Origin of the sequence: Streptomyces sp. CB09001, from assembly GCF_003369795.1 — a bacterium.
Taxonomy (GTDB): Bacteria; Actinomycetota; Actinomycetes; order Streptomycetales; family Streptomycetaceae; genus Streptomyces.
In genome coordinates this window covers 5,746,676-5,764,496 of record NZ_CP026730.1, presented here as the reverse complement: position 1 = coordinate 5,764,496, position 17,821 = coordinate 5,746,676, and the positions used below count along the sequence as shown (strand labels likewise).

General features: G+C 73.5%; 16 protein-coding genes and 1 pseudogene. 2 read left to right on the top strand and 15 right to left on the bottom strand.

What is annotated here, in order from left to right:
- Positions 1-21: 21 nt before the first annotated feature.
- From C4J65_RS26855 to C4J65_RS26840, 4 genes and pseudogenes are all read right to left on the bottom strand, one after another.
- A complete protein-coding gene (locus C4J65_RS26855; RefSeq protein WP_115746649.1) occupies positions 22-771 on the bottom strand; it encodes a response regulator transcription factor in 750 nt (249 codons plus the stop codon).
- Between the two features lie 59 nt (positions 772-830).
- Positions 831-2,327: a streptophobe family protein gene (locus C4J65_RS26850; RefSeq protein ID WP_115744691.1), complete on the bottom strand. Its 1,497-nt coding sequence runs from the start codon at positions 2,325-2,327 to the stop codon at positions 831-833.
- A 34-nt stretch (positions 2,328-2,361) separates the two neighbouring features.
- Positions 2,362-2,589, bottom strand: a pseudogene (locus C4J65_RS26845) (MMPL family transporter); the annotation flags it as partial.
- 243 nt (positions 2,590-2,832) lie between these two features.
- Entirely contained in the window at positions 2,833-3,330 is a 498-nt protein-coding gene (locus C4J65_RS26840; protein WP_240330520.1) for an ATP-binding protein, read from the bottom strand.
- A 144-nt stretch (positions 3,331-3,474) separates the two neighbouring features.
- Between C4J65_RS26840 and C4J65_RS26835 the strand changes: the two genes are divergently transcribed.
- Positions 3,475-4,293, top strand: coding sequence for a helix-turn-helix transcriptional regulator (locus C4J65_RS26835; protein WP_115746648.1), 819 nt, complete (start codon positions 3,475-3,477; stop codon positions 4,291-4,293).
- A complete protein-coding gene (locus C4J65_RS26830) occupies positions 4,290-4,505 on the top strand; it encodes a DUF397 domain-containing protein (RefSeq protein ID WP_115744689.1) in 216 nt (71 codons plus the stop codon). Before C4J65_RS26835 ends, C4J65_RS26830 begins: the two co-directional genes overlap by 4 nt.
- 47 nt (positions 4,506-4,552) lie before the next feature.
- Here the strand turns inward: C4J65_RS26830 and C4J65_RS26825 are convergent, their stop codons facing one another.
- From C4J65_RS26825 to C4J65_RS26770, 11 genes are all read right to left on the bottom strand, one after another.
- A complete protein-coding gene (locus tag C4J65_RS26825) occupies positions 4,553-5,746 on the bottom strand; it encodes an FAD-dependent monooxygenase (protein WP_115744688.1) in 1,194 nt (397 codons plus the stop codon).
- The gene (locus tag C4J65_RS26820) at positions 5,743-7,140 is read right to left on the bottom strand and encodes an MFS transporter (protein ID WP_115744687.1); all 1,398 of its coding nucleotides are present in this window, start codon (positions 7,138-7,140) and stop codon (positions 5,743-5,745) included. Before C4J65_RS26820 ends, C4J65_RS26825 begins: the two co-directional genes overlap by 4 nt.
- Before the next feature lie 14 nt (positions 7,141-7,154).
- A complete protein-coding gene (locus C4J65_RS26815) occupies positions 7,155-7,928 on the bottom strand; it encodes a DUF1275 family protein (protein ID WP_115744686.1) in 774 nt (257 codons plus the stop codon).
- Positions 7,925-9,742 (bottom strand): gamma-glutamyltransferase, encoded by a 1,818-nt coding sequence (locus C4J65_RS26810; protein ID WP_162833370.1) that lies wholly within the window; start codon positions 9,740-9,742, stop codon positions 7,925-7,927. The genes C4J65_RS26815 and C4J65_RS26810 overlap by 4 nt, the downstream gene beginning before the upstream one ends.
- A gap of 5 nt (positions 9,743-9,747) precedes the next feature.
- On the bottom strand, positions 9,748-10,884 hold the full coding sequence (locus C4J65_RS26805; RefSeq protein WP_115744684.1) for a DUF3500 domain-containing protein: 1,137 nt from the start codon (positions 10,882-10,884) through the stop codon (positions 9,748-9,750).
- A complete protein-coding gene (locus tag C4J65_RS26800; RefSeq protein WP_115744683.1) occupies positions 10,877-11,662 on the bottom strand; it encodes an alpha/beta hydrolase in 786 nt (261 codons plus the stop codon). The genes C4J65_RS26805 and C4J65_RS26800 overlap by 8 nt, the downstream gene beginning before the upstream one ends.
- Positions 11,663-11,885: 223 nt before the next feature.
- Positions 11,886-12,503: a TetR family transcriptional regulator gene (locus C4J65_RS26795; RefSeq protein ID WP_115744682.1), complete on the bottom strand. Its 618-nt coding sequence runs from the start codon at positions 12,501-12,503 to the stop codon at positions 11,886-11,888.
- Positions 12,504-12,585: 82 nt separating this feature from the next.
- A complete protein-coding gene (locus C4J65_RS26790; RefSeq protein ID WP_115744681.1) occupies positions 12,586-13,734 on the bottom strand; it encodes an aminotransferase class I/II-fold pyridoxal phosphate-dependent enzyme in 1,149 nt (382 codons plus the stop codon).
- Positions 13,731-14,390: an RraA family protein gene (locus tag C4J65_RS26785; protein WP_115744680.1), complete on the bottom strand. Its 660-nt coding sequence runs from the start codon at positions 14,388-14,390 to the stop codon at positions 13,731-13,733. Before C4J65_RS26785 ends, C4J65_RS26790 begins: the two co-directional genes overlap by 4 nt.
- Before the next feature lie 110 nt (positions 14,391-14,500).
- Positions 14,501-16,723, bottom strand: a complete 2,223-nt coding sequence (locus tag C4J65_RS36835) for a peptidylprolyl isomerase (protein WP_240330519.1) — start codon at positions 16,721-16,723, stop codon at positions 14,501-14,503.
- Positions 16,720-17,811 (bottom strand): hypothetical protein, encoded by a 1,092-nt coding sequence (locus tag C4J65_RS26770; protein ID WP_115744679.1) that lies wholly within the window; start codon positions 17,809-17,811, stop codon positions 16,720-16,722. Before C4J65_RS26770 ends, C4J65_RS36835 begins: the two co-directional genes overlap by 4 nt.
- Positions 17,812-17,821: the final 10 nt, after the last annotated feature.

Below are 17,821 nucleotides of genomic sequence, written 5' to 3'. Positions count from 1 at the left end.
GCGACACCGGGCGGAGTCGCTTCACGACCGGGGCTCGCGGACGACGTAGCCGACGCCGCGGACGGTGTGGATGAGCCTGGGTCGGCCGGCCTCGACGGTGTCGACCTTGCGGCGCAGATAGCTGATGTAGGTGTCGACGATGCTGGGGTCGCCGCCGAAGTCGTACTCCCAGACGCTGTCCAGGATCTGGTTCTTGGTCATGGTCCGTCCGGCGTTGGCGACCAGGAAGTGCAGCAGGCGGAACTCGGTCGGGGACAGCCGCACGCTCCGGCCGGCCCGGGTGACGTGGTGGCTGTCCGGTTCGAGGTACAGGTCGCCGACGGTGAGGCGGGCCGGCGTCTCGCCCCGGGTGCGGCGCAGTACGGCGTGGATGCGGGCGATCAGTTCCTCAAGGTCGAAGGGCTTGGTGACGTAGTCGTCCCCGCCGAGGCGCAGTCCGTTCAGTCGGTCCTGGCGGTCCTCGCGTGCGGTGACGAAGAGGACCGGAACGTCGCCGCCCCGGCCTGGCTGCGGCGATCGGGGCTGGGCGCGCAGGCGGCGGATCACCTCGAACCCGTCCATGTCCGGGAGCATGACGTCGAGAAGGACGAGGTCCGGGGTGCGCCGTGCGGCCAGGTCGAGGGCTTCCCGGCCGGTGGCGGCGGCGTCGACGTCGAACCCGGCGTAGCGCAGCGCGGTGCGCAGCAGCTCCCGGACGGTGGGCTCGTCGTCCACCACGAGCAGGTGGTCCGTACGGCCCGGGGGGCGCGAGGGGGGAGCCGGTACCGCCATGGTCGTGTTCGCCTTCTCGGAGTGTCTCAACGGGGGTTCACCAGGAGATCACACGGTCCTCAGGAGGCCGATTCGGACGTGACGGCGCGGCGTCGGAGTGCGGGGACACGGGCCGTTCCCGTCGGGCGTTCACGACGCCGCGCCCGTCGCCCGTGCAGGCGGCTTCCGGCGTACGAGGCGAGGGCTGCCACGACGAAGGCGGTGACGGCGGACAGCCGGGGGCTGGTGTCGAGGCCGGCGCCGAGGCCCCCCATCTCCCGGCCCATGAGGTCGATGCCGATCCGCAGCGAGCCGCGCGCGAGGAACGGGAGCACGAACGTCGTGACGCCGGCCGCGATGCCCATGCGCAGGGCGGTGTCCGCGTGGCGGTCCAGGAGGGAGTCGGCGTCCTGGCGCGGGGTGCGGGCCGGGGTGCGGGCGGCGGCGACGTATCCGGCGGCAAGGAGGAGAGGCAGCGTGAGCAGCAGTCCGATCACCCACAGCGGCACACCCGCGCCCGCCCAGTGACCGAGGTCCACCGACCGGTCCCCGTCCGCCGTACCGTCCTGCTTCCCGGCGCCGCCGCCGAGCATGCCGAGCATCCCACCGCCCTCGGGCTGCACCCGCCGCACCGCGGCCTCCCAGGAGGCGCCGGTTCCGGCGGTGAGCACCGCGGCGATCAGGTTGGGACCGGCGAGCAGCAACGCCCCGGCGACCTCCGCGGTCCGGCCCCGGCCGGTCAGCGCAACGGCACCGGCGAGAACGGCGACGGCCAGGACGGCGCAGCACAGCACGGCCGCGGTCCCGGCCAGGGTGGACAGGACGGCGTTCCACTTCATCCGGAGCCCGCTCAGGGCCAGGGGACGAGGCAGCGTCGTCCGGCGCGCGGCGAGGCAGCCGACCGCGAGGACGGCGGCCACTCCCAGGACACCGAGGAAGGCGGTGGCGACGACGTCGGTCCGAAAGCTCACCGAGGCCGGCCCGGAGACAAGGCCGCCGCCACCGCCGCCGCCGAATCCCCCCAGCCCGCCGGGCCCACCACCCGAACCGGCGCGTTCGCCCATCCGGTCCTTCACGCTCTCCGGCAGCCGGGCGGTGCCCGTCGCCAGGACGGCGCACACCGGAAGGGCCACCGCCGAGGTCACCAGTGCGCCGGCGCTCCGCGCCCACAGCATCGCCGGGACGGGCCGCGCACGGCGGCGCAGCGGCCGGAAGAACGCCATCGCCAGAACGGCCGTACCCAGGAAGGTCAGGGTCAGGGGCGTCAGCGCCGCCCGGCCGGTCATCGAGACGCTGAGACCGCCCCCACCCCCGCCGAACAGCCCGGCGAGTCCCCCTCCCCCACCCGCGGAGGCACCGGACTCGGCGGCCGATTCCAGGGTGACGCCGCCGCCGACGGCCAGGCTCACCAGCGTCGGCACCAGCCGGGAGACCGGCGCGACGCCGTCGGCGCCGAGGAGTGTCAGGGCCGTCCAGGCGGTGGCGGCCATGGTGGCGAGGGCGGCCACGACGGCGAGGGCGCCTTCGAGGACGTGGCGCCACGCGGGCGGGGAGGAGTGGGGAGGCGACGCGGACATGGGCAGGCTCCTGTGCACGGTGGGAAGCGGGAGATCAGTTGCCGTGGAGATGGCCCGAGGCGGCGGCGACGGGTTCGCCACCGCCCGCCTCGGCCCCGCCTCCGTGCGGCGACCGCCCCAGCCGCTCGCCCTCGATGTCGAGGTCGGGCACGAGCCGGTCCAGCCACCGGGGCAGCCGCCAGGTGCGCCGGCCCAGGAGGGCGAGCACGGCGGGGACGAGCGTCATACGGACGACGAACCGGGCCCAGCGCACGCCCATGGCCGGCCGCGCGGCGCGGTCCGTCCTCCGCCTGCTGCCACGCGGGCGGGCGGGACCGATCCGGCGGCCGCAGAGCCCGAGCAAGGAGAACCGGCCGAGCCGGGAGAGGAATGTCGCCACGGAAAGGGCTCCCAAGTCAGGTCGAGGCTCACACAAGATCTGAGCGCGACGCTGACAGCCCTGCCTGGCCGGTCCCGGAGAGATCCTGGGAGCTTCCTGAGAGCCCCGGGGTGCCGCCCCGGACCTCTATGCGGAGGAAACGGGCATAGCCGCCGCCGACGCGGCCGGACTCTCAGGAACCTCGCACTCCGCCCAGACCGTCTTGCCCGGTCCGCCGGACCGCGGGTACCAGCCCCAGCGCTCGGCGAGCCCGGCGATCAGCACCAGCCCCCGGCCACAGGTGTCCTCGTCGCCGGGGGCACGCAGGCCCTCCGGATCGGGCGGCGTGCGTTCGGTACGACTGTCGGTGACCTCGATCCGCACGGTGCCGGAGGGCGCGATCACGTGCAGGAGCAGATGGAAGTCCCGGCCGGGGACGTGGCCGTGCTGCACGGCGTTGGCGGTCAGCTCGCCGAGCACCAGCACGGTCTCCTCGTGCGGTCGGGTGCCGTACGGGATGCCCCAGGCGTCGAGTCGGTGCGCCGCAAGTCGGCGCGCGAGGCGGGCGCCGCGCGGGGTGGAGGTGAAGCGCATCTCGAACGTGCGCTTCAAGTGACCCTCGGCAAGGACGGGTTGGCTCGTCATGCCGCCAACGGTGACGCCGGTCGCGTAGCGTGACCAGTGGTGACGCACCGACGCGGCCCGCTGTACGCGCGGTGGTGACACGGGTACGAGCCGCGCGGCGTGACGAACGCGCGGGAGCGGCGTTGGGGCAGGGAGGCGGTGGCGATGGGCGAGGGTGCGGACACCTCCGGGCAGATGGTGATCGTCGCGTTCGGCCAGACGTTGAAGACGCTGCGGATCCGGGCGGGCCTGGAGCGCGAGGAGTTCGGGCGACGGATCGGCTACTCGGCGGCCACGGTGGCCTCGTACGAGCAGGGACGGCGGATCCCGTCGCCCCGGACCATCGAGCGGGCGGACGAGGCCCTGGACGCGGGCGGATTGCTGACGGTGTGGAAGGAACAGGTGGAGCGGGCGCAATATCCGGTGTTCTTCCAGGGGATGGCGACGCTGGAGAAGGAGGCCATCGAGTTGCTCGCGTACGACACTCTGGTGGTCAAGGGCTTGCTGCAGACCGAGGATTACATGCGAGCGGTGCTCTCCATGCGACGACCGCCTCTCCACCAGGACACGATCGAGCAGCGGGTGGCGGCACGGCTCGCCCGGCAGAGCGTCTTCGATCGGCAGCCCGCGCCTCTGCTCAGTTTCGTGATGGACGAGTCGGTGGTGCGACGTCCGCTCGGCGGAAAAGCCGTGCAGCGAGGCCAACTCGAGCATCTGCTGCTCACGGGTCAGCGACGCAACGTCGAGATTCAGATCATGCCGCTCGGGTGTGAGGAAAGCGCGGGCGTGGACGGGCCGTTCACGGTCGTCACCCGGGAGGATGGCAAGAAGTTCGCCTACACGGAGGCCCAGGGGACCAGCAGCCTGCAGACGGACCCACAACAGGCGGCGCTCGCCGCTGCCCGTTATGGGATCATCCGATCACAGGCTCTCACTCCGCGAGAGTCACTGGGGTTTATCGAGAGGTTGCTGGGAGAGCTATGAACACCGCTGAGTCCTCGGCCGTCGTGTCCGACCTCATCTGGTTCAAGAGCAGCTACAGCGGAGCCGAGGGCGGCGACTGCGTCGAGATAGCCGCGGGCACGCAGGCCGTGCTCGTCCGGGACTCCAAAGCCGTGGCCGGTCCCGTCGTCCGCGTGTCGCGGGCGGCGTGGGCCGGGTTCGTCGGTGCGGCTCCGGCCACCCTGGTGGGGTGACCGGAGCCCTTCCGCTCGGGCAACGGCGCTGGTGAAACCGAGCGGAGTCAGCGGCCGCCGAAGGACGGCAGGACCAGGGCCGAATGGGCCGGCCGGGGCTGCGGGGCGGGCATGGCGCTGAGGTCGCGCAGGCGGGCGTTGCGCTGCTCCAGGGCCTGGGCGGTGGTCGGGAAGAGGGTGGCGCCGCCCTCGCCGACCAGGTCCTGGTTCAGGGTCACGAAGTCACGGGTGGCCTGCTCGTAGGCGGCGAAGCCCTCGGCGTGGTCCCGGTCGGCGAGGGACCCGGCGAGCATGTAGGCGCCGGCGAGGGCGAGGCTGGTGCCCTGGCCGGTGAGGAACGAGGGCGCGTACGCGGCGTCGCCCAGCAGCGCGACCCTGCCCTCGGTCCAGCGCGGCATCCGGATCTGGCCGACCGCGTCGAAGAACACGTCGTCCGCGTCGTGGAGGGCGCCCAGGATGCCGGGGACCTCCCAGCCCGCGTCGGCGAAGACGTCGGCGAGCAGGGCCCGTTGGGCCTTCGGGTTGCCGAAGGCCTCGTAGGGAGGGTCCGGCTGGGCGAAGTTGAGGAAGGCGTGGACCTCCTCGTCGTCGCCCACGGCGTAGACGGCCGCGGCCCTGCCCGGGGTGTTCCACATGACCGTCTCGTGGGAGAGGCCGAGGGTGTTGGGCATGGTGAACACGGCGAAGCAGTAGCCGAGATGGCGGTGGAACTGCTCCTCGGGGCCGAACAGCATCTCGCGGGTGCGCGAGTGCATGCCGTCCGCCCCGAAGACCATGTCGAACCGACGACTGCCGCCGCCGTGGAAGGTGACGTCGACTCCGTGCCCGGACTGGTCGAGGGTGTCGATGGAGTCGTTGAAGAGGAACTCCACGTCGTCCCGGACCGCCGTGTACAGCGCGTCGGTCAGGTCGCCTCGGCGTATCTCCAGGTCCCGTCCGGTGACCCCGCCGGTGACGGCGTGCGGGTGGAGCGAGGTCACCTCGTCGCCGTCGCCGTCGAGGAAGGTGATCCGGCGCAGGTCGATGTGCGCGTCGCGCAGTTGCGGCAGGATTCCCATCCTCTCCACCACGTCCAGCGCGGTGCCGCGTACGTCGATGGGGTAGCCGCCGCTGCGGAGGGTCCCGGCCTTCTCCACCACGGTGACCTCGTATCCGTGGCGGTTGAGCCAGAAGGCCAGGGCGGGACCGGCGATGCTGGCCCCGGAGATCAGGACGCTGCGCCTCGGTGCGGTGCGGGTCATGCTTTGACTCCTTTGCTCATGGTGCGGGTGACGAACAGGGCCGACAGCACGACGATGCCGGCGATGACGAAGCCGGTGACGTAGGCCGATTCGGCCGCGACCTCCGACCCTGAGGGGGTTCCGGCGGTGAGGAGAGCGCCGCCGAGCTGGCCGCCGACCGCGGAGCCGAGCACGCGGCTCACCAGGATCAGGCTGGTGGCGATGCCGGTGTCCTTCGGGTCGACGGCGGTGGCGGTGCTGGTCATCATCGCTGTGACGCACAGGCCGTTGGCCAGCGCGATCAGCACCTTGCCGACGACGAGGTGCCAGATCTCGGTGTGGACGGCCGCCACGGCGAGCAGGCCGACGGCCATCATGACGACGCCGGTGTTGACCACGGCGCGCGAGCCGAAGCGCCGGTCCCCGATCCCGCCGAGCGGCCCGGCCAGTGTCGCGGCGATGGCGCCGGGCAGCAGGTAGAAGCCGATCTCGGTGGCGCTGGCCCGGAATCCGTAGCCGTCGCCGCGCTCGTCGAGCAGCTGCGGGACGAGATAGACCGCCATCGTGGTGCCGAGGCAGATCACGAAGGTCAGCACGCACGCCTTCCATATCGCGGGCCGTGCCAGCATGTTCAGGTCGATCATCGGTGCGGCCGCTCGCCGTTCGACCCGCACCCATCCGGTGACGAAGACGGCCAGCAGTACGACGAGGGCGACGAGTACGAGTGGCGCCGAGCCGGCTTCGGGCGCCAGCGCGAGGACGAGCATGAGGGTGACCAGCATGCCGCTCAGGAGCAGCAGGCCGGGCCAGTCGATCCCGGCGCCGTCCGACCGGCCCGGCGGGTCGGCCGGCATCAGCCTGTTCACGAGCAGGGTGGACCCGACGACCGCGATCGTCGGCAGCGCGAACATCCAGTGCCGGGAGAGCTGTTCCGCCACCGGACCGGCCGACAGCATGCCGACCATCGACCCACCGACGAAGAGCCCGCTGACCACGCCGATGGCCACCTTGGACTCGCCGGCGGGGAGGTGCTTGCGGACCACGATGAACGACAGGGGCAGCGCGCCGATCATCGCGCCCTGCAACACCTGTCCGACCAGCAGCACGGGCAGGTTCGGCGCCAGGGCGGACACCGTGCCGCCGAGGGAGACCACCGCCATCAGGCGGATCAGGATCTTCTTCCCGCCGTAGCGGTCGCCGAACTTGCCCGCCAGCGGCGTGATGAGCGCGCCGGTGATGAGGAGGACGATGCTGAGCAGTGCTCCCTCGGCCTGGCTCATGTCCAGCTCGCGTTCCAGGAGCGGGATCGTCGGTGACACCACCGACTCCAGGGCACCGGTGGACAGTGCCAGTATTCCGAGGGCCCCGACAGCGGCCTTCCCGATGGGGACCGAGGGGGCCAGGGTTGTGGTCATGAGCGTCCTTTCCGTCATGGCCGCAGCAGGGCCGTCGATGGAGCGGTCGAAGGAGCCGTGGCGGAAGCGGTCGAAGGAGCCGTGGCGGGAGCGGTGGAGGGAGCGGTCGAGGGCGATCCGGTCGTGGCCGGTGCCACCCGGCCGCCGAGAGCCGTCACGGCCAGCGCGACGCAGGCCGCCGCCGCCACCGCCAGGCCCTCGTGCACCTGGCACAGCAGGGCGCCGGCCGCCGCCCCGGCGACGATGAGCGTGACGGCGGCGGTACGGCGCCGGGCGCCCCGGCCGCGGGCCGCGCCAAGTCGGGAGTCGGCCGCGAGGCCGGTCAGCGTGGAGGTCACGACGACCGTGGTGACGTCCTTGACCGCCAGGTGACGGGCGGTCGCCGCCTGTGCCCCCATGGCCAGGGCGAGTGACGCCGCCATGCACGCGCGGGCGCCGGAGGTGTCGGCGCCGACGAGGGCCAGACCGAGGGCCGTCGCGGTCAGGGCCAGTCCGACGCCGCCCAGCAGCGCCGTGCACCGGTTGTTCCACCCCGGGCCGGCGGTGCGCAGGACCCGCCCGGCCGTCGCCGCGCCGGCGAGGAAGGCCGCGAGCGCCACGACCGGACCGAGCACCGGCAGCCCCGTACCGCCGCCCGTGGCCGCCATGCCGAGGATGACCACGTTGCCCGTCATGTTGCCCGCGAACACCTGGTCGAGGCGCAGGTAGCCGACGGCGTCGACGACGCCGGTCGCGAAGGTGAGGGCGAGCATCAGACCGGGCCGCGTCACCCGCCGTCGCACGTTCATCGTCCGGCCGCGTAGCCCTGGGCGCCGCGCGGGTTCGCGGCCGCCCCGAGGACGCCGCTGTCCGGATCGCGGGTGACGACGGACAGGCGGCCCTGGCTCCAGGGGCCCGAGACGGTCACGTCGTGGCCGCGTGCGCGCAGTTCGTCGACGACCGCCCCGCCCGCGCGCTCCTCGATCACCAGTCCCCCGGGCGTCCAGGTCCGCGGCCAGAACGAACTCGGTACGGCGGTGGTGTGGAACGCGGGCGCGTCGATCGCCTCCTGCGGGTCCATGCCCAGGGCCAGCGTGCGTACCAGGTAGATCAGTTGCCACTGGTCCTGCTGGTCGCCCCCGGGTGTGCCGAGGGCGGCCACGGGACGGCCGTCGCGCAGCAGCAGGGTCGGCGTCAGGGTCGTACGCGGCCGTCGGCCCGGCGCCAGGCGCGACGGGGCGGCCGGGTCCAGCCAGGCCATCTGGAGCCGGGTGCCCAGCGCGAAGCCCAGCTCCGGCACGGCGGGCGAGGACTGGAGCCACCCTCCCGACGGTGTGGCGGAGACGATGTTGCCCCAGCGGTCGACGACGTCGATGTGGCAGGTGTCGCCCCGGGTCTCCCCGGTCTGCTGCACGGTCGGTTCGCCCACACCGTCGGCCTGTCGGTCGGGCCCGCGGGTGACGAGCGGCGGGGTGTACGGCGTGACGCCGATGTGGCCGGGCCGGAAGGCGGTGGAGGCGAGCGGACGGATCAGACTCGCGCGCTCCTTGCCGTACCGGGGGGACAGCAGCCGGCGCAGCACGGCCTCCGCCGCCGCCGGGTCGAGGTGTCCGTAGTACGCCTCCCGGTCGGCCATGGCCAGCTTCAGAGCCTCGGTGAGGGTGTGGATGCCCTCGGCGGTCGACGGATCGAGCCGCGCGTCGTCCAAGTGGTCGAGCATGGTGAGGGCCTGCAGCAGCACGGGCCCCTGGGACCACAGGCCCGCCTTCGCCACGGTGGTCCCACGGAACCGTGCGGTGACCGCGGGCTCCAGGGACGGCTGGAAGTCGGTGAAGTCGGCTGCGGTGATGACTCCGGCGTGGTCGCCGCCCGAGGAGTGCCGGTGCGGCACGGCCGCGAACTCGGCGACGGCTCGCGCCACGAACCCGGTGCGCCAGGCGCGCCGCGCGGCGTCGAACCGTCCGGTCCTCGTCCCGCCGCTCTCCTCGGCCGCCGTGCTCAGCCTGCGCAGGGTGCGGGCGTAGACGGGGTTGACGAGGGTCGCGCCCGCCGCGGGGACCCTCCCCTCGGGCATCCACAGCGCGTACGACGTCGGCCAGTGCGTGCGGAAGAGCTCCTCGACCGTGGCCAGGACGCGCCCCAACTGCGGTACGACCGGCACGCCGTGCTCCGCGCAGTCGATGGCGTGGGCGAGGACGTCGGCGAGTTCCCAGGTGCCGAACTCGGCGAGCAGCCAGAGCCAGGAGTCGACGGCGCCCGGGACGGCGGCGGCGAGCGCTCCCGCACCCGGGACGTGGTCGAGCCCCTCGGCCCGGAAGTGCTCGATCGTGGCTCCGCGCGGGGCGTGTCCCTGGCCCGCCAGCACGAGCGGCGACGGGTCCGCGGCGGTCGCGAGCACGGCGACGAGGTCGCCGCCCGGGCCGTTGAGGTGGGGTTCGGCCACGTGCAGCACGAAGGCACCGGCTACGGCGGCGTCGAAGGCGTTGCCGCCCCGCTCCAGTACGGACTGGGCGGTCGCGGTCGCCAGCCAGTGCGTGGACGCGCACATCCCGAAGGAGCCGCGGAGGGTGGGGCGCGTGGTGTGCGCAGGGGCGTCGGGCGGTGACGGTGGTCGACCGGACATGTCTGTCACATTCCGTTCACGTGGTGGGCTGCGTGGTGGGCTGCGTGGTGGGCGGCCAGGACGTCGCCGCCGAAGTCGGTTTCCGGGTCCCGCCACACGGCGTGCGCGTGGTTGACGCCGCGGTGGACGTTGGTCCACTCGATGAGCAGCCGGGGGCCCTGCAGGCGGTAGTAGTGCGGCTCGCCCGGCGTGGTCGAGCCGGCCCAGGCGAGGTGTACGGCGTCCAGCGCGGCGGGGTCGTCGTAACGGGGCAGGGGGGACACCCCGTGCGGGACGCGGTCGAGGTAGGCCCCCAGCAGGGCGCGCAGCAACTCTCTTTGCGCCGGGTCGAGTCGAGCACCCGGCACGCCCTTGGGTGCCGGGGTGAGGGCGAGCGCCCGCCGTTCGTCACCGTCGAGTCCGGTGGCCGGCTGCTCGGCGCGGTCCGGGGTGTGGGCGCCGGGGCGCCAGAGTTCGCTGCGCATGATCACGCGGTCGCCGACGCGGGCGCTGTTGCCCGCCACGATGTCGTTCGGGGCGCGGGGCAGCAGGACCGCGCGGGCGGCGGCCTCGGGGCGCAGGGAACGGACCAGTTCACGCGCCATGTCCTCGGCCGTCCCCAGCGGGCGCAGTGTCGCGCCGCCCAGGAGGGGCGAGGCGGCGGGGTCGGCACCCAGGAAGCACGGGGTGGTGGCGGCGACGCGCCCGTCCACGACGAGGTTGTTGAGCGAGACGTGGTGGCCGCCGAACCGCCAGCCCCACGGCCGAGGCCCGCCGGGCTCGCCGAAGACGCGCAGGTAGTACATACCGGGGTCGCGGGTCCGTTCCCTCCCCCAGTTCACCGAGAAGCCCTCGACGTGGTCGAGCACGTTCTCCAGGCCGAGCACGGTGGCGACGGTGACGTATCCGGCGTCGGACAGCCCGCTCGCGACCAGTCGCATGGCCAGGCGGTGCTGGGCCGGGCGCTGCTGGTGGAAGGTCAGGCCGCCGTGGTCCGTGGGCGTGTAGTACCAGCGGGTGCGTTCGCCCTCGGCCTCGCCCGGGGCGCCGGGTGCCGGTGCCGGTCCGACCGCGACCTCGCGCCGGCCGGCGTCCAGGGAGTCCAGCCACGCCCGGGCGGCCTCGGCCATCCGGTCCGCGACGTCGCGGGCGGCGTCAGCCATGGCCGGGGGCCCCGAGGAACTCGCTCACCCAGTGGGCGACCGTGTCCGCGAACTCCACCGCGATCCCGTGGCGTCCGCCCTCGATCGCACGCGCCTCGGCGTTCGGGATGAGCTGTTCCATCAGGAGGGCGCCTTCGTAGGGCGCCAGCCGGTCCTCCGTGCCGTGCACGATCAGGGTGGGGGCGGTGATGTCCCCGAGGCCGTCTCGTATCTCGTGCCGGCGGGCGGCGTCGTGGCGGCGGACGCTCTGCTCGGGGGTGCGGCGGGTGAGGGTCCGGGCCGGCCGGGCACGCTGCTCGGCCTGGCCCGCGGGCGTGAAGAAGAAGTCCGCGGCCGCCTTCTGCCGGTCCTCGTGGGACATCTCCAGGAGTTCGTCGATCGCCGCGCTGCCCATCGCGTAGCTCGGCGTGGTGGCGACCAGGACGAGGGAGGCGACCCGTTCGGGGTGCCGGCGTGCGGCGTGCTGGGCGACGGCGCCGCCGAAGGAGGTGCCCAGCAGATGCGCCCGCGCGAGCCCCAGCGCGTCCAGCAGGTCGACGAGGTCGTCGGCGAGGATCTCGGGCGTGTAGGGAACCGGCGGGTTCACGGTGATCCCCGAGTCGCGCTGGTCGTACGAGATCGCCCTGATCCCCGCGCCCAGTCCCGCGCGGAGCGTGGCGAACTGCGTGCGGTCGCTCTCCCCGCCGTGGACGAGCAGGAGCGGCACACCGTCGCCGCCGTCGAGGACCCCGACGTCGAGTTCACCCGCTCGTACGGTCTCTTGCCGATGCTGAGTCACCACTGACCTCCATAGGGAGACAACTATACGAATTGAGATCCATCTATCGCTTCATGGGCCGCCGGACGCAAGACCCCGACGCGGATGCGGCGGTGCCGGGCGACGAGGAACACGGTGGACGGACGGCTACGCGCCGGGCGTCATACCCGGGAGCCAATGCGGGAGTGATACCGCGGTAGGGGGTGAGGGTGCGGCTGGGGCGGGTGGGCGAGGGGCGCGGCGGTCAGCCCGCCCGCACCCACCCGCGCAGCGCGCCGCAGTACGCCTCGGTCAGCCGGGCGACGACCTCACGGCGGGACAGGCCCGTCTCCCGCAGCAGGTCCTGGATCTCCCGGGGGTCGAAGATCATGTTGCTGAGGAACAGGGCGTGTTCGAGCATCCCGTCCGGCAGGCCGATGTCGTCGAGCAGTCCGCGCACGGGCTCGCTCCAGGCGTCCCGCAGCGCGACGATGATCTCGTTGCCGTCGTGCAGCCGCTCCAGGTAGCCGCGGCGGGACCGCAGCTGCACCAGCGCCGGGCCGTGCTCGGCGAGCAGGTCCACCCACTTGTCCACGAGGGCGTCGAACAGCGGCCGCCCCTGCGCGGCCGAGGCGAGGCTGAAGTCGCGGAGCTCCTCGACGACGCTGAGCACGTAGGCCGCCAGCACGTCGTCCACCGAGGAGTAGTAGCGGTACGCGGTGGCCGGACCGATCTCCGCGCGGGACGCGACCGCCTGCATGGTGAGCTGGTCGGGCGCCTCCCGGGCCAGCTCACCGACGGCCTGGAGGAGGCGGCGGTGGTTGCGCCGGGTGTCGCTGCGCGGCTTGCGCCGCCCGCGCGGGGCGGCCTGCTGGTCGGTCACGGGCCTCCTCCGCCTCACAGAAGTGCAGGCAAAGGGTATCGCCTTGGGGTGCCGGCCCCGGCCGGGGTGCCGTGCGCGGCCCTCAGGAGCGCGCCCCGGCGAAGTAGCGGACGATCCGCTCCAGCCCGACCCACAGGTCGTCCTCGGAGGCCGCGAACGAGATCCGGAGGTGGCCCTCGCCCGAGGGCCCGTACTCGGCACCGGCCCGGACGAGTACCTGGCTCGCGGCGAGTTCGCGCGCGACCACCTCCGAGGGCAGGTCCGCGTCGTAGCGCAGGAATCCGTAGAACGCGCCCTCCGGCGGCACCAGGTGCAGGCCCGGCACGCCGGACAACCGCCCGACGACCAGGTCGCGACGCTGCCGGTACCGGTCGGCCATGGCCTCGACGACGCCGTCCGGCAGGTCCAGGGCGGCCAGGGCCGCGTACTGGACCGCCGTGTTCAGCGAGCCGTTCCAGGTCCGGTGCACCTGGGCCGCCGCGTCCAGCACCTCACGCGGCCCGGTCAGGTACCCCACCCGCCAGCCGGTCATCGCGTACGTCTTGGAGAACGTCTGCACGTACACCGTCCGCTCGCGCAGCGACTCGATCTCCAGCGCCGAGACCGGTTCGTGGCCCGGGTGGGTCAGCCGGTGGTACGCCTCGTCGCTGACGACCAGGACGTCGGTGCCGTCGAGGAGCTTGCCGAGGGCCTCGAGTTCCTCCCTGCGGTGCACGATGCCGGTCGGGTTCGACGGGTTCGAGAAGATCATCATCGCGGCGCCGGGGAGCGCGGCGGCCAGCGCGTCGAGGTCCCAGTGCAGGTCCGGGGCGAGCGGGACGAAGTCCACGGTGCCGCCGGCGAGGACGACCAGGTCGGCGTAGAGCGAGTAGGCGGGTTCCGGGACTACCACCCGGTCGCCGGGGCCGACGGTCGCGAGCACGACCGCCGCCAGCGCCGCGGTGGCGCCATGGGTGACCAGGACGTCGTCCGCGTCCCACGCCCGGCCGGGACGCTCCGGCAGCCTCGCCGCGAGCGCGGCACGCAGCTCCCGCAGGCCCCGCTGGTCGGCGTAGTGGGTGTGCCCCTCGCGCAGGGCGGACACCGCGGCCTGGACCACGGTCGGCGGGGTCGGGAAGTCCGGCTCGCCCATGGCCAGCGAGACGGCCCCCGGCGGGGCCGGCGCGAGGGCCGGGCGGCGTGAACGGCGGCGCAGTTCCGCGATCCGGGAGGCGGGCGAGGTGACGGTCATCGGGCCGCCACCGCGCGGTCGGGGCGCGCGGCGAGGATGCGCCCGCGGAGCGCGTCCTCCTTCTCGCCGATCCCGTCGACCGCCTCCACGGCCTCGCGCACGCGTCGCCGCGGTACGACGACCACACCGTCGGCGTCACCGACGAGCACGTCGCCGGCCTCCACCACCATGCCGCCGACCGCCACCGGGGCCCCGACGGCACCCGGACCGTCCTTGAAGGGGCCGGCGGGGGTGATCGCCCGCGCGTACACGGTCAGGCCCATCTCGGACAGGGCCTGTACGTCGCGGACCGCGCCGTCGACCACGGCACCGGTGACCCCGGCGTTCACCATGATCTCGCCGATGAGGTCGCCGACCAGCGCGCGGGTGGTGTCTCCGTGGCCGTTGACGACCAGGACGTCGCCCGGCCGGGCCTCGTCGAGCGCCCGGTGGACGGCGAGGTTGTCGCCCGAGCGCACGTCCACCGTGAGGGCGTTGCCCAGGAGGGTGGCGCGCTCGGTGAGCAGCCGGATGCCGCCGTCCATGACGGTCATCCGCTCCAGCGCGTCGCCGACGTGGGCGGCCGGCACCTCCCCCAGCCGGCGCGTCCCGGCCGCGGCAGCGCGGTCCCAGCTCGGAGCGACGGACACGCCGTCCGTCGCCGCAGCAATGAACACGATGGCATTCCCTTCTCGTGAAGCACCTCTCAAATGAGGTTACTCTCTCAGATAAGAGTGACCATAGCCGTCCCGTCGCCCGGCCACAATGCCCGGCGTCGTCCAGAGCGCTAGTCGGCCGCGATCGTCACCCGGTCGAGCCGGACCGCCGTCGGTGCCGCGGCGATGGCGCGGACCACGTCCTCGGACCGGTCGTCCGCCACCTGCCCGAAGATCGTGTACTGCCCGTTCAGCCGGGGCGCCGGAGCGAGCGTGATGAAGAACTGCGAGCCGGTGCTGTCCCGGCCGAGGTTCGCCATGGCGAGCTGGAAGGGCTGCTCGAATCCCCGGTCCGGGCGGATCTCGTCGGGTATCCGGTATCCGGCGCTGCCGTGCCCGGTCCCCAGCCGGTCGCCGCCCTGGACGACGAACCCCGGCACTCGGCGGTGGAAGACCGTGCCGTCGTAGAAGCCGCCGCGGCCGGGGTCTCCGGTCAAGGGGTCGGTCCAGGCCCGGCCCCCGGTCGCCAGGCCCACGAAGTTGTCCGCGGTGTAGGGGGTTTCGTCGGGGCGCAGGGCGAGGTGGATGTCGCCGCACCGGGTGTGCAGGACCGCGGCCAGCGTCCGGTAGGTCCGCAAGGAGGCGGAGAAGGGGCGGCGGGCGGGTGTCCGGCGGACCCGTACCGGGGCGTCGCGCAGCGGGTCGCCCCGTGGGGCGAACTCGTCCGGTTCACCGCGGTCGCCGCATCCGACCGTGCCCGGGGCGCCGTACTCCAGGGCCGACGGGGACGAGGGGGACGAGGCGGACGAGAGCGGCGGAGGCGGGGGCGGGGGCGGGGGCGGCGAACCGAGCCACACCGGGTGGCCCTCCAGCGAGTCCAGGCGGTGGGCCCGCCACAGCTCGCGGACCTCCGCCGAGGCGTGGGCCAGCAGCGTGTCGAGGTCGGTCGCCGCCTGGGCGTCGAGCACCGCGCGCATGGTCGTCGTGTCGTGGTATTTGTCGAAGAGCGAGCCGTTGTTGTGCTCCAGGGTGAAGCACTGGTCGACGAAGACCCGGTCGGGCAGTTCGTACTGGACGTAGCGCCGCATCATGGCGGCCACCGGGGCCCACGCCTCGCCGCCGAACTCGACGCCCGGACCGGCGAAGGCGTCGGTGGCGAGCCGCAGTGCCGGGCCGTGTCCCCGCTCGCGGCGCAGCCGCTGCCAGGTGACGCGGCTGTCGCCCTGGTTGATCTCCGTGATGAAGTCGGCCAGGTCCCGCGGGTGGTGCCGGGTCCTGACCCGTTCGTAGTGGCCGAGTTCGTTGCCGATCACGTTGTCCAGGTGCCCCGCCAGCTCGGCACACAGGTGGGGCAGCCATGAGGACAGCCGTACTCCGGCCCTGCGGTCGCCCGCCGCGGTCAGCCACTCCAGCAGGTAGAAGTCCGCGGCGAGCGAGGACGGGTCGACGGAGTCGACGAACCAGCGGGGGCTGTGGGCGCGGAGGTCCGCGGCGATCAGGGTCAGTGCCTCGTCGCGGCCGATGTCGCCGTCCAGGTGGCGGGGCCAGTGCCGTTCGGCCACGGAGTACAGCCGCGTGTAGCGCCACTTGGTGCCGAGCACATCGGCGCAGGGACGGTGGGCGGGATCCCGCGCACGGACCAGGTGACCCGCCGTCAGCTCCACGACGATCTTCGTCAGGACGATCCGCAGCCGGCGCTGGTACGGCGCGCTGCCCGGCAGTCGCCGCACCAGTTCGGTGGACAGATGGCCGTCCGGAAGCGCACCGGACTTCAGCTGCGCCCAGCCCAGCATGGTCAGTACGGCGTCCGCGAGCGTCGATCCGCGGAAGCGGCGGCAGTCGGCGTACAGGCCGGTGACCGTGCCCACGTCGGTCAGGAAACCCGTGGCGGGCGGGGCCGGGGCGAGCGGCACCAGGTGGAGGTCCAGGGTCCGCCCGGTCTCGGCGGTGCCCAGGGCCGCGCCGAGGGGTGCCAGGTGACGCCCGTCCCCGAGGAAGTCGTCGACGGCCGCGGCGCCCTGCTTGCGAAGCTCCTCGAACGCGGGGAGGGCCTCCGCGAGGGTGGGGGCGGCCGCGGTCAGCGCGGTGGTGACGAGTTCCGTTCCGGGCCGGAGGCGGTCGTCGTCGACGAGGGCGGCGAGGTCCTCCGGCCGCTGGGCGGCGGCCAGGAACGCGGGGAGCCCGGAGCCGAGGGTCCGCGCCCAGGACCGCAGACCGTCGCGGTACAGGTCTGCCTCCGGGACGACCGGTCTGGGCAGGAAGGTGGGTTCCCAGGAGCCGGTGCGCCCGATCAGCTCGCGCTGCAGCGCGAGGGCGAGGTCGAGCGTGCCGCTGCGCCGGTGCCGGAATCTCACAGTGCCTCCCGCTGTCCGCTCTGCTCGGTGAGCAGACCCGCTTTCCGCAACTCGGTGACGAGGCGCCGGCACCTCTTCGCGGTGAGCGCGGCGTACCCGGGCGCCCTTGTCGACAGGGCGCTCGCGTGCTCGACGACGGCCTCCGGGCCGAGCCCGTGGCTCAGTCCCCACACCAGCGCCGCGTCGTGCGGCAGCCGGAAGTGCCGGCCGGCGGGTTCGACCAGCGTCACCATGTCGTCGTAGGCGCGCGGGAAGTAGTGCGGGGATCTGCGCAGCGGTTCGCTTCCCCGCCGCCAGACGGGCCAGTGGGAGAGGTCGACGCCCTGCCAGCCGAGGGTGGCGGTGGCGATGAGGCAGGTCTGGGCGAACGCCGTGAGCGCGGCCAGGCCGCTGCGGGGGTCGTCGGCCAACGGGTCCTCGCGCAGCAGCCGTTGGAAATGGGCGAAGGGGAAGTCCTCGGGACCGCTGCGGGCGAGCTGCCGCCACACCCACTTCTCGCCGAAGTAGAGGTCGCCGCAGGCCGCCGCCAACGCCTTCCCGGCGCACAGCAGGGCACGCCGTCCGGCGAGCGCGGCCGCGTCCAGGTCGTTCGGGTCGTCCGACCGGCGCAGTCCGAGGCAGTCCTCGGCCGCGAAGAACGCGGCGAGCATCCCGTGGTTCATGACCAGCCGGGCCAGCCGCTCGGGGTGCTCGTCCAGCCGTTCGCGCAGTGCGGCCAGGGCGCCAGAGTCGGTCACGACGTCTCCGGTGCGCAGCCGGACGGCCAGCGCGACCTCCCGGTCCGACAGCGGCGGCCCCGCGTGGTCCGAGCGCAGCCCCGGGTCGAGGACCCGGTCGACCAGCGACCGGAGGGTGCCGAGGCGGAGTTGCTGTACGTCGACGCGGATGGTGTCGGCGAACATCTGCCTGCGTTCCTCGTGCACCGACGAGCCGACCAGGTAGACGTCGATGTCGCTGGTGGCGCTGCCCAGGCCGACCAGCGAACTGCCCGCGACGAACGAGGCGTCGGCGTCCGTCGACGCGGCCAGGCGGGAGGCGATGCTCCTGCCCAGGCGCACCCGGTCCCGGATCGACGGCAGGGCGGTCATGTGCTCTCCC

Coding starts and splice junctions, on each gene's coding strand:
- C4J65_RS26855 (WP_115746649.1), bottom strand. CDS start 771: ATGGCGGTACCGGCTCCCCCCTCGCGCCCCCCGGGCCGTACGGACCAC.
- C4J65_RS26850 (WP_115744691.1), bottom strand. CDS start 2,327: ATGTCCGCGTCGCCTCCCCACTCCTCCCCGCCCGCGTGGCGCCACGTC.
- C4J65_RS26840 (WP_240330520.1), bottom strand. CDS start 3,330: ATGACGAGCCAACCCGTCCTTGCCGAGGGTCACTTGAAGCGCACGTTC.
- C4J65_RS26835 (WP_115746648.1), top strand. CDS start 3,475: ATGGGCGAGGGTGCGGACACCTCCGGGCAGATGGTGATCGTCGCGTTC.
- C4J65_RS26830 (WP_115744689.1), top strand. CDS start 4,290: ATGAACACCGCTGAGTCCTCGGCCGTCGTGTCCGACCTCATCTGGTTC.
- C4J65_RS26825 (WP_115744688.1), bottom strand. CDS start 5,746: ATGACCCGCACCGCACCGAGGCGCAGCGTCCTGATCTCCGGGGCCAGC.
- C4J65_RS26820 (WP_115744687.1), bottom strand. CDS start 7,140: ATGACCACAACCCTGGCCCCCTCGGTCCCCATCGGGAAGGCCGCTGTC.
- C4J65_RS26815 (WP_115744686.1), bottom strand. CDS start 7,928: ATGAACGTGCGACGGCGGGTGACGCGGCCCGGTCTGATGCTCGCCCTC.
- C4J65_RS26810 (WP_162833370.1), bottom strand. CDS start 9,742: ATGTCCGGTCGACCACCGTCACCGCCCGACGCCCCTGCGCACACCACG.
- C4J65_RS26805 (WP_115744684.1), bottom strand. CDS start 10,884: ATGGCTGACGCCGCCCGCGACGTCGCGGACCGGATGGCCGAGGCCGCC.
- C4J65_RS26790 (WP_115744681.1), bottom strand. CDS start 13,734: ATGACCGTCACCTCGCCCGCCTCCCGGATCGCGGAACTGCGCCGCCGT.
- C4J65_RS26770 (WP_115744679.1), bottom strand. CDS start 17,811: ATGACCGCCCTGCCGTCGATCCGGGACCGGGTGCGCCTGGGCAGGAGC.